Annotated in this window: 9 protein-coding genes and 3 pseudogenes; 9 read left to right on the top strand and 3 right to left on the bottom strand. The window is 60.1% G+C overall.

The window, feature by feature from the left end; all coding sequences use genetic code 11:
• Positions 1-880: pseudogene (locus EXR36_13885) on the bottom strand (hypothetical protein).
• Positions 881-883: 3 nt separating this feature from the next.
• Positions 884-1,726: pseudogene (locus tag EXR36_13880) on the bottom strand (acyl-CoA synthetase).
• A 218-nt stretch (positions 1,727-1,944) separates the two neighbouring features.
• Between EXR36_13880 and mnmH the strand changes: the two are divergent.
• From mnmH to EXR36_13835, 9 genes and pseudogenes are all read left to right on the top strand, one after another.
• Entirely contained in the window at positions 1,945-2,979 is a 1,035-nt protein-coding gene (mnmH, locus tag EXR36_13875; GenBank protein MSQ60688.1) for a tRNA 2-selenouridine(34) synthase MnmH, read from the top strand.
• Complete coding sequence (locus EXR36_13870; GenBank protein ID MSQ60687.1) at positions 2,976-3,347, top strand: 4-amino-4-deoxy-L-arabinose transferase; 372 nt, start codon at positions 2,976-2,978, stop codon at positions 3,345-3,347. Before mnmH ends, EXR36_13870 begins: the two co-directional genes overlap by 4 nt.
• A 10-nt stretch (positions 3,348-3,357) precedes the next feature.
• The gene (locus EXR36_13865) at positions 3,358-4,485 is read left to right on the top strand and encodes a DegT/DnrJ/EryC1/StrS aminotransferase family protein (GenBank protein ID MSQ60686.1); all 1,128 of its coding nucleotides are present in this window, start codon (positions 3,358-3,360) and stop codon (positions 4,483-4,485) included.
• Between the two features lie 9 nt (positions 4,486-4,494).
• Positions 4,495-5,490, top strand: coding sequence for a glycosyltransferase (locus EXR36_13860; GenBank protein ID MSQ60685.1), 996 nt, complete (start codon positions 4,495-4,497; stop codon positions 5,488-5,490).
• Positions 5,491-5,505: 15 nt separating this feature from the next.
• Complete coding sequence (locus EXR36_13855; GenBank protein MSQ60684.1) at positions 5,506-6,447, top strand: formyltransferase; 942 nt, start codon at positions 5,506-5,508, stop codon at positions 6,445-6,447.
• Positions 6,444-7,499 carry a bifunctional UDP-4-keto-pentose/UDP-xylose synthase gene (locus EXR36_13850; protein ID MSQ60683.1) on the top strand — a complete coding sequence of 352 codons (1,056 nt, stop codon included), beginning with the start codon at positions 6,444-6,446 and terminating at the stop codon, positions 7,497-7,499. The genes EXR36_13855 and EXR36_13850 overlap by 4 nt, the downstream gene beginning before the upstream one ends.
• Positions 7,500-7,502: 3 nt before the next feature.
• Positions 7,503-8,495: a 4-deoxy-4-formamido-L-arabinose-phosphoundecaprenol deformylase gene (locus EXR36_13845; protein MSQ60682.1), complete on the top strand. Its 993-nt coding sequence runs from the start codon at positions 7,503-7,505 to the stop codon at positions 8,493-8,495.
• 10 nt (positions 8,496-8,505) lie between these two features.
• Positions 8,506-8,964, top strand: a complete 459-nt coding sequence (locus EXR36_13840; protein ID MSQ60681.1) for a peroxiredoxin — start codon at positions 8,506-8,508, stop codon at positions 8,962-8,964.
• Positions 8,965-9,124: 160 nt separating this feature from the next.
• Positions 9,125-10,467, top strand: a pseudogene (locus tag EXR36_13835) (PhoH family protein).
• Between the two features lie 221 nt (positions 10,468-10,688).
• Here the strand turns inward: EXR36_13835 and EXR36_13830 are convergent.
• Positions 10,689-11,186, bottom strand: coding sequence for a sulfite exporter TauE/SafE family protein (locus EXR36_13830; protein MSQ60680.1), 498 nt, complete (start codon positions 11,184-11,186; stop codon positions 10,689-10,691).
• Positions 11,187-11,348: the final 162 nt, after the last annotated feature.

Genomic DNA, 11,348 nt, shown 5'->3' with positions numbered 1-11,348 from the left:
TGACCATTTGTTGATATCGATGCGATGCCCCACACGAAACCACACGGCGGTGGCCTCGTGATCGCTTTCCCGCGCCAAACCCAGGCGCCGCTTGATCAGGCCCGCGCGCCCAGAGGCGTCGATCAGCCACGGCGTGTGCACCGTATGCCGGGTTTCATCGTGGCTATAGCTTTCCAACAAGGCTAAGCCCGCGGCCTCGCTCAAGTTGATACCTGCGCGCCTGGCGTCAAGGGGGCGGCAAGGTTCCGGCGAAAGTAGCTGTAGGGAGTTGAATCCATAAAGTACGCTATCGCACAAAGAATCCACGCCGCCCACCACGGCGGCGTCGGCAACACCAGCCTGAATCATGCGCTGCGCTTGCGCGAATACCTTTGCGCTGGAAGAGCAAGCTGTTGCCACCGTGGCCGAGTATCCCGTCAAGCCCAAGGCATGCTGCACGAAATGCCCGGTGGAATGCGGGGTATGCACGATGGGACGGCGTAGGTCTTCGGGAAATTCTCCATCCGCTCCGAGGCGCCGGTAGGCTTCTTCCGTGGCACCGATACTCGATGTGGAGGTACCGAAGAGCACCGCAACCCGCGCCCGCCCATGGCGCGCGCTCTCTCGCCACTGCGCTCAAGAACTCGTCTTGCTGCAAACCCAACCACGCCAAGCGGTTGTTGCGGCACTCCCATTGCACGAATGCTTCCGGTAATGGCTCTTCTTCCACGCCTTCCACGCGCCCGATCCAGCTCGGTACGGGTGTAGCGCCGAAATCGTTCGCACGCAGGCCGCCGCGGCGCTCACGTAGCGCCGCTAGTATGGCAGCGCGCCCACGGCCGGTGGCGCAACTCGCGGTATAGGCACTGACGCGCAATGGTTGCGCAATCGCGGCACTCATCGCTTACGCTGCCTCACGCTGCCCATCCCAGAAATCGAAGAAATTAAACCAGTTGTAAGGCGACAAGCGGCAGTAATGCTCCAAGCGCCCGGCATAGGATTGCACCCATCCAGCCAGCGCGGCCCGCCTGTCCGCGCTCCCAAGTTCCGGCACGCCGATGAGCCGCTCGAAGTACAGATCGTAGCGGTTTCCGCCGCGATACAGGCCCACCATGAACACCACCTCGTACTTCAGCATGGCCGCCATGCTAAAAGGCGCCACGGGAAAGAAAGCGTCTTGCCCCAGGAATTTCACGGGCATGCGCCCGTCCCCATCCAGCGCGCGATCTGCCAGCACGCCCACGCACTCGCCACGCTCCAGGCAGTCCGCGACACGCAGCATGGAATCCAAACGGCCCAGCGGAATGATTCGATGCGCGAGCTCGGGGTCAATGGCCTTGCACACGGTGATGACGTTGCGTGCGTTTTCTTCGTACATCAACAGATTGACGCTGACCGGTTTCTCCCGCCCAATGGCGCGCAAGGCCTCGAAACTTCCCAAATGCCCGCCTATCATCAAGTGGCCTTGCCCGGAGTGCAGGGACTGCAACACGTCAGCCCCATGCACATGGATCTCGAAACGATTGAAGCGGTCATTCAGCATGAAGACGCGGTCCAAGGACACACTTGCGAAGGTATAGATATGACGGAACACTTCGCTCAAGCGCGACTTGCGCCCAAGAACCCTGTGGAGATAATATCGCTAGGCGCGCCGGGCAGCGGGCGTGAACACCATGAAGTAGGAGCATACGGGGTAGAGCAATGCCCTGCCGGTGGCACGTCCCAGGGTGAGGGTCAGCGACACCAAGATTCTGATGGTAAAAATACTGCTGCGCTCGTGCTGCTGTAGCCAGGCTTGTGGCCTTGAGGCATGATCCAACGGCGTATTCAAGGACGGCACGTTTCTTTGGGGGTCACCAATACGGGTTCGAATTGTAAGGGACTCGCGGGCTGCCACCGGCGCCTTCCCGTTGTGCTAGATTACGAGCCATTCCGCCTTCTCCGCTTAGCGATCTCGCCTTGGGCCTGGCTACCGTCAACCATTTGAGCGAATTTGGCCATATCATAGATGTGCGTACGCCATCTGAATTCGCCCTGGATCACGTTCCAGGCGCCATCAATTGTCCCGTTTTGCGCGACGAAGAGCGCGTGCGCGTCGGCACGCTCTACAAACAAGAATCCAGCTTCACGGCCAAGAAGGTGGGCGCGGCGCTCGTGGCGCGCAACGTCGCCATCCATCTGGAGACGATGTTCCAGGACAAACCGCGCGATTGGCGGCCCCTGGTGTATTGCTGGCGCGGCGGCAAGCGCAGTGGCGCGATGACTCATATCCTGCGCGAGGTGGGCTGGGACGCGCGGCAACTCGACGGGGGCTACAAAGCCTACCGCCGCCATATCGTGGAAGAAATACCGCAATTGATTCTGGGCCTGCGTTTTCGTGTGATATGCGGGCTCACCGGCTCGGGGAAAAGCCGTCTGCTGCGGGCCCTTGATGCGGCTGGCGAGCAAGTGCTCGATCTGGAGGCGTTGGCCGCCCACAAGGGTTCGGTGCTGGGGAGCGATCCGCTCAACGAGCAACCCGCGCAAAAAATGTTCGAGAGCAAGATTTGGCATGCCTTGCGCCACTTCAGTTCCGCGCGCCTCGTTTACGTGGAATCGGAAAGCAAGAAGGTCGGTAACTTACGCGTGCCGGAGACGTTGGTTCAAGCCATGTGGGCGAGCGAATGCGTATGGGTCGAGACCGGTCTTGAGCATCGCGTATCGCTGCTCAAGCAAGAGTACGAACACTTCATCAAGGATCCGGAAGCACTGGCCGGGAAGCTCCTATGCCTACGCGGCCTGCATGGGGCGGAACTGATCGGGCACTGGTGCACGCAAGCCAGGGCGGGAAATTTTGACGCCTTGGTGGCGGAGTTGCTGGAACGCCACTACGATCCTGCTTACACCAAATCCATTCACGCGCATTACGCGCGGCTGAGCGATGCCACGCGAACGCGAATCACTGGCACGACGTCCGCGGACTTCGACAAGCTTGCCTATACCTTGAGAGCGCTTACATGACCGCGATCAGCTTCACCCTCGTCCTGGCCGGCGTGCTGCTGAACGCCGCGGCCCAGCTCCTGCTCAAGGCCGGCACGAACCGAGTCGGTGCATTTTCCTTTAGCGCCGAGAACATTCTCCCCATCGGCGCCGCGCTGGCAACACAGCCCCATATCCTGATGGGAATGGTCTGTTATGGCGTGAGCTTGGTGGTCTGGATCATGGCGTTGTCGCGTACACCGGTGAGTGTCGCTTACCCGATGCTCTCCATCGGTTACGTGGTCAACGCGTTCGGTGCTTGGTATTTGTTCTGGGAGCCCGTTACACCGGTGCGGTTGGCGGGCACGGGCATCATCATTCTAGGTGTATTCATCGTGGCGAGGTCTTGAGTTGAGCACAATGTCCTATCTCCCGGTCACACGTCCCACCCTGGACGAAGAAACCATTCAAGGCGTCGTCGAAGTGCTACGTTCGGGGTGGCTCGCGACCGGCCCGAACGTCATGAAGCTGGAGGAATCTCTTTCCTCCTATCTGGGCGGCCGGCACGTGCTCAGCTTCACCTCCGCCACTGCCGCGCTGGAAACCGCGCTGCAAGCCTGCGGCATCGGAGCCGGAGACGAGGTGATTGTCCCCGCCATGAGCTTCGTCGCCACCGCCAACGTCGTCGTGCGCGTGGGCGCCAAGCCGGTGTTCGTAGACGTCGAGCTGGACTCGCGAAATATCGCGGTGGACCAGATCGAGGCGGCGATTACCGCGCGCACCAAGGCCATCATGCCGGTGCATTTCTCTGGCCTCCCGGCGGACTGCGACGCCTTGTACGCCCTAGCGAAAAAACACGGGCTGCGTGTCATAGAGGATGCGGCTCACGCCATCGGCTCGGCCTACAAGGGCCGCAAGATCGGCAGCTTCGGCGATATCGTGTGCTTCAGTTTTCACCCCAACAAGAACATGACCACCATCGAGGGCGGGGCGCTGGTGTCCGACGATGCGCAAGTGCTACGGATAGCTAAGTTGCAGCGCTTTCACGGCATCGAAAAGGATTCCTCGGGCCAGATGGACGTGCTGCTGGCGGGCGGGAAATCCAATTTGAGCGACGTGGCCGCCCGCCTGGGCCTGGGCCAACTCAAGCGCCTGGACGAGTTCAACGCGAAGCGCCTCGGCTTGGCCTCCCTGTATTTCGATTCGATGCGCACCGACCCTCCCATGCACCTCCCCGCGCGCGGAGACGAAGGCCATAGATGGCATATGTTCGCCCCGCTGCTGCCCCTTGGTCGCGTCGGCCTCACCCGCCAGGAATTCATCGCCCGCATGCACGAACGCGGGATCGGCATTGGCATTCATTATCCAGCCATGCATCTTTTCACCGCCTACCGGGAGTTGGGCTATAAGGCCGGAGATTTTCCCGTGGCCGAGCGCATCGGGCGCGAAACCGTCACCTTGCCGCTCTTTCCCGCCATGGAAAGAGCCGACGTGGCGCGCGTGTGCACCGCCGCCGCGGAAGTCTTGGGAATGGCCAAACACCGATAGAATACTGTCATGCGAATTCCCGATCTCTCGGTCATCATCCCGGTCTACAACGAGGAAGATGGTTTGCCTGCTTTGTTCGTGCGCCTCTACGCGGCCCTCGACCGGCTCCATATCCCGTACGAAGTCTTGTTCATCGACGATGGAAGTGCCGATCGTTCCGCCGCCTTGCTACGCGAGCAGTTTCAGCGGCGGCCGGATGTCACGCGAGTGTTGTTATTCAACAGCAACTTCGGCCAGCACATGGCCATCATGGCCGGATTCGAGAACGCGCGCGGCAAGCGCGTGGTCACCTTGGACGCGGACTTGCAAAACCCTCCGGAGGAGATCTGGGTATTGCTCGCGGCCATGGACCGGGGCCACGACTACGTGGGCACCATTCGCCGCTTGCGGCAAGACACCGCTTTCCGGCGCTACGCTTCACGCGCCATGAACCGGTTGCGGGAGAGGTTGACCAAGATCAAGATGACCGACCAGGGCTGCATGCTGCGCGCCTACAGCCGCGACATCGTGGATGCGATCAATAAATGCCGCGAAGTGAATACCTTCATCCCTGCCCTGGCCTTTACCTTCGCGCAGAATCCGGCGGAGGTCGAAGTGGGCCACGAGGAACGCACGGCGGGCGAGTCGAAGTATTCGTTGTACAAACTTATCCGGCTCAACTTCGATCTGGTGACGGGTTTCTCCATCGCGCCGCTGCAAACGTTTTCTTTCTTCGGCATCGTGCTCTCCATCCTTTCCGCGTTTTTCGTGGCCTTCTTGGTCATACGGCGCATCGTGGTGGGGCCCGAGGCGGAAGGCGTGTTCACCCTATTCGCCATCACCTTCTTCCTCATAGGCATCTTGCTCTTCGGCATTGGACTATTGGGCGAGTACGTCGGCAGGATTTACCAGCAGGTCAGGGAACGGCCGCGCTACATCGTGCAAGCCATATTGGAAGAATCCCCCCTGGCCGCCCCTGGCGAACCTGTCCTCGAGCCCGCCCTCGGGATCGCCCGGCGCGCGTGAAGGACGCGCCGTTCCATGAATGCGTTGGTATTCGCCTACCACAACGTCGGGTATCGCTGCTTATCCGTGCTGCTGGCCCACGGCGTGAACGTTCCATTGGTGGTCACCCATGCGGACTCGGCGCATGAGAACATCTGGTTTTCCAGCGTGGCGGAACTGGCGGCCAGTCACGGCATTGAAGTTTCCACCTCCGAGGACCCTAACGACCCGCAATTCGTGGAGCGCATCTTAGCCATCGAACCGGACTTCCTGTTTTCCTTTTACTACCGGCGGATGCTCAAGGTGCCACTCCTGCAAATTCCCCGGCATGGTGCCCTCAACATGCATGGATCTCTGCTTCCCAAATACCGCGGACGCGCACCGGTGAATTGGGCAGTGCTCAAGGGCGAGCGCGAAACCGGCGCCACCCTGCATTACATGGTGGAAAAGCCCGACGCGGGCGATATCGTGGCCCAGCAGGCGGTACCTATTCTGCCCAACGACACGGCGCGGGAAGTCTTCGATAAGGTAACCTTGGCCGCGGAGATGGCATTCGATCATGTACTGCCCAGCCTGCTCGCGGGCAATGCGCCGCGCCAAGCGCAGGATCTGGCGCGCGGCTCCTACTACGGCGGGCGCAAACCCGAAGATGGCCGCATCGACTGGTCGCAATCCAATAACCAGGTTCATAACCTGGTGCGCGCGGTGGCACCCCCGTATCCTGGCGCGTTCACCACGGCCCAAGGACGCAAGATTTATATTTACGCCACCCGCGTGGTGGAGAACGTGCGCGGCAGCGCGCAAGCCGCCGCGCTGTATTGTACCGATGGACAATGCTATGCGCAGTGCCAAGACCGCGGCGTGCTTCGCGTTCTGGCCATGGAGGTGGACGGTGTGCACTATGGCGAGAAAGAATTCGCGCGCATGGAAACCGTTTCGCCTACCTATTTCGATTCCCAGGCAACCATGATCTCATGAAAAAAATCTGCATCCTCGGCGTCAACGGATTCATCGGCCACCACTTGTCCAAGCGCATCATCGAGACCACCGATTGGGAAGTGCACGGCATGGACATGCAGTCGAACCGGCTCGATGACGTGATGGGGAACAAGCGCTTTCATTTCTTCGAGGGCGACATCACCATCAACCGGGAGTGGATCGCCTATCACATCAAGAAGTGCGACACCCTATTACCCTTGGTGGCCATCGCCACGCCCGCCACCTACGTGCGCGATCCACTGAGCGTCTTCGAACTCGATTTCGAGGCCAATCTCCCCATGGTGCGCTCTTGCGTGCAATTTGGCAGGCGCATCGTGTTCCCTTCCACCTCCGAGGTCTACGGCATGAGCGCCGATGCGGAGTTCGATCCGGAGAATTCCAATATGGTCTACGGCCCCATCAATAAACCGCGCTGGATCTACGCCTGCGCGAAACAGTTGATGGACCGCGTCATCGCCGCCTATGGCCAGCAGCGCGGCCTCGACTACACGCTATTTCGCCCCTTCAACTGGATCGGCCCAGGGCTCGATTCCATTCACACTCCAAAAGAAGGCAGCTCGCGCGTCATCACCCAATTTCTCGGCCATATCGTGCGTGGCGAGCCCATTCATCTCGTGGACGGCGGACAGCAGAAACGCGCTTTCACCTACGTGGACGATGGCATCGATGCGCTGATGAAAATCATCGATAACCCCGGCGGCGTAGCCTCCGGCAAGATCTACAACGTGGGCAACCCCTCCAACAATTTTTCCGTGCGCGAACTCGCCACCATGATGCTGGCGCTCGCCAAGCACTACCCGGAGTACGAGTCCAATGCCGCCAAGGTCAAGCTGCTGGAGACCTCCTCCGGCGATTACTACGGCAAGGGTTATCAAGACGTGCAGAACCGAGTACCCAAGATCGCCAATACCATGGCGGACTTAAAGTGGGCGCCCAAGGTGGAAATGCAAACGGCGCTGAAGAAAATCTTCGAGGCCTACCGCGGCCAGGTGGGCGAGGCGGGCAATCTCCTCGACGACACCGGGAACTAAGCGATGACGTCCTTGCAATTGGACGGCGCCCCGGTGCCGCCGGAGCGCCCGCATTTGGCGCTCAAGATCGATGTGGACACCTTTCGCGGCACCCGCGAAGGGGTGCCCAATCTGATGAAACTGCTCAAGGAGCACGGCGCCAACGCGACGTTTCTCTTCAGCCTTGGGCCTGACCAGACGGGCCGCGCAATCAAGCGCGTGTTTCGCCGTGGTTTCGTGGGCAAGGCGCGCAGAACCTCGGTGCTCAAGCATTACGGATTCAAGACATTGATGTACGGAACATTGCTGCCGGGGCCCGATATCGGCAAGGAATGCGCTGGCATTTTGCGCTCGGTGCAAGAGTCGGGTTACGAGGTGGGGATACACACCTACAATCACGTCAAATGGCAGGACAATGTTTGCGCGCAGGCGGCGCGGTGGACCGAGCGCGAGATGCAACAGGCCCGCGAACGGTTCAAGGAAATCTTCAGGACGGACGCCAAGATTCACGGCGCGGCAGGCTGGCAGATGAACCGGCACGCATTCCGGATGACACAGCGCCTGGGCTTCGACTATTGTTCTGACACGCGCGGCACCAGTCCCTTTGTTCCCGTTCAAAACGCTGAAGTCATCGCGTGCCCGCAATTGCCCACCACGCTCCCCACCTTGGATGAAATCATCGGTCTGGGCGGTGTGGACGAAAGCAACGTGGTGAATCACGTGCTCGATTCGACACGCGCGATTCCCCCAAGCGGCCATGTGTACACCTTGCACGCGGAACTGGAGGGAATGCGGCTCGCCTCCGTGTTCCAGGCATTGCTCGAAGGATGGAAGGACCAAGGCTACCGGTTGTCATCGCTAAGCGAATACTTCGAATGGCTCCCCGAGAAAAATCTGCCGCGCCACGAAGTGCGTGTTGGAGAAATTCCAGGGCGTTCCGGCACGCTGATGCTGCAAGGCGCCCGCTTTCTTGATCCGCTACCAGCGGGCGAGCTGATTCGTCCCGCCATTAATTAGGGAGACCGTAATGCTGGAAAATTTGGCCGTACCGGATTCCGAGGCGCCGCGAACTGGCGGAGGTGTATTCCGGCTTTCCGCCTGCCAAGGCAGAGCGCTCGTGCTGTATTTCTACCCCAAGGACAACACCCCGGGATGTACGGACGAAGGTATTCAGTTCCGCGGCCTGCATGCCGATTTCAGCAAGGCGGGTTGCGAGATCTACGGCGTTTCCCGCGACAGCCTGCGTTCACACGAGTCCTTCAGGACCAAAATGTCTTTTCCGTTCCATCTCATCAGCGACGAAGACGAGAAGGTGTGCCAGATGTTTGGGGTCATGAAAATGAAAAACATGTACGGCAAACAAGTTCGGGGAATCGAACGCAGCACCTTTGTCATAGACCGCGAGGGCGTTGTCCGCAAGGAATGGCGTGGCGTGAAAGTGCCAGGACATGCCCAAGAAGTGCTCGACTTCGTGAACAAGCTTTAGAGGCGGGGGCTGGGGAATGGGGACTTGAGGCTAAAACCTCCAACCCCATCCCCTAGCCCCAGGCCCCAGTCTCCAGCCCCCAGAATCAATGCCCAAACCCACTCCCGTTGCCCTGATCCATCCGAAGACCAAGTTGTTCGTGCTCGACACGAACGTGCTCATGCACGATCCGACGAGCTTGTTTCGCTTCAAGGAGCACGATCTTTACGTGCCCATGGTCACCTTGGAGGAACTCGATGCCCACAAGAAGGGCATGTCGGAAGTGGCGCGCAATGCCCGCCAGGCGAGCCGGTTTCTAGACGATGTCGTCAAGGCCACCGAGCATTCCATCGGCGAGGGCATCGCGCTCACGCGGCCAGTGTCCGGTGACAGCAATGGCCGCCTCTATCTGCAAACCACTGCCATCGACGGCGCGCTGCCCAAATACCTCGCCTCCGGCAAGGGCGACAATGAAATACTCGGCGTACTGAAATACCTGCAAGAAACCCAGCCCGCCCGGCAAGTCATCCTGGTGTCCAAGGACATCAACATGCGCATCAAGGCGCGCGCCCTGGGATTGTCCGCCGAGGACTATTTCAACGACAAGGTGCTGGAGGATACCGACCTCCTCTACACCGGCGTACGCGCATTGCCCGCGGATTTCTGGGACACCCATGGCAAGGACGTCGAATCCTGGCAAGAAGGCGGCCGCACCTACTACCGCGTCACCGGTCCCCTAGCCTCGAGTTTCCTGCTGAACGAATTCGTTTACCAGGAAGGCCAGCGCCCCCTCTACGCGCAAGTGCGCGAGGTCAACGGACAGACCGCCGTGCTGCGCACGCTAATCGATCGCACGCATGCCAAGAACGCCGCCTGGGGCATAGTAGGGCGCAATCGCGAACAGAACTTCGCACTCAATCTTCTGATGGATCCGGAAATCGACTTTGTCACCATCCTCGGCCAAGCCGGCACGGGAAAAACACTGCTCACGCTCGCGGCGGGATTGGCACAGACGCTGGACGACAAGATCTACTCCGAGATCATCGTCACGCGCGTAACGGTTCCGCTGGGGGAGGACATCGGCTTTCTCCCAGGCACGGAAGAAAAAAAATGACCCCGTGGATGGGCGCCTTCGAGGATAATCTGGAAGTGCTCAACCGCACCGACGAAGACGCCGGCGAATGGGGCCGCGCCGCCACGCACGATCTGATTCAAGCGAGAGTCAAGGTCAAGTCGCTCAACTTCATGCGCGGGCGTACCTTCATCGAAAAATTTCTCATCATCGACGAAGCCCAGAACCTTACCTCCAAGCAGATGAAAACCTTGATCACCCGGGCGGGCCCGGGGACCAAGGTCGTGTGCCTGGGAAACATCGCGCAGATCGATACGCCCTATCTCACCGAAGGGAGTTCCGGCCTCACCTACGTCGTGGACCGCTTCAAGGGCTGGCGCCATGGCGGGCACGTCACCTTGCAACGCGGCGAGCGCTCGAGGCTGGCGGATTTCGCGAGCGAAGCGCTGTAATTCCGCTCGCGGGGGAGTACCATGCAATCCACTGCGGCGTTCGGTTCCGCGTGGCATTACTTGGGAGACTCACCATGACTCTTTGCCCGGTTGCGTTGGCGGTAGGCTGTAGCAAGTGCCCTGTGTTCAAGATTTGCCCGGCCAAGGGGATCATCGGCGACTACAAGGCACCGCCGCCAGACCCTAAGAAGTAAGCGCGGCGCGGTTCGCCAGTTTCAAACTTAGAGGCTGCTCAGGCAAAGCAGCCCCGCGCTAATGTGTTCGCCGAGCTGGGCGGCATGCGCTAGGCCGTACATCCCAAAACCTCCGATCGCCACGCCTGAGGCTAACCGCCAAACCTTATCCAGCCCTTGCTTTCGGACATGGCGCAGCAGCGCGCCGGCGGCGAGTAAGTTGGGAAGCGTACCCAATCCGAACATCATCATCATCGCGGCGCCTTCCATGGCGCTGCGCGACAGCATAGCCATGGCCAGGGCTCCGTACACCAGGCCGCAGGGCATGAAACCCCATAGGAGCCCCACGGACAATGCCCTGGGCCAGGTGCGTGGAGGCATCATGGTATGCATGAGCGGCGAGATGAGCCGCCACGGATTACCCCCCCACGCCTCCAGCCGCGCCATCGGTTTATTCCACCCAAGGAGGTAGCAGGCAACCAGGAGTAACAACAGGTTGGCCAAAACGTAGACACCTATCTGAATAGGCATCCAGTGGGAGAACATCTCGGCCCCTTGCGTACTTGTCTAGACCTCGTCGATGCCCAGCCGGGTGAGCAGGTTGGCGGTCACCGTGGCGCCGTTCTTCTCCTGCACGAAGTTGAGCTCGTCGTAGATATCACGGAAAGTACCCTGTCGTTTTTGCCTCGTCCGTGAATTCCGTGTATT

This window comes from Betaproteobacteria bacterium (assembly GCA_009693245.1).
Lineage (GTDB): Bacteria > Pseudomonadota > Gammaproteobacteria > Burkholderiales > SHXO01 > SHXO01.
The sequence above is the reverse complement of the archived record's forward strand: the minus strand, read 5'-3'. Positions and strand labels throughout refer to the sequence as shown.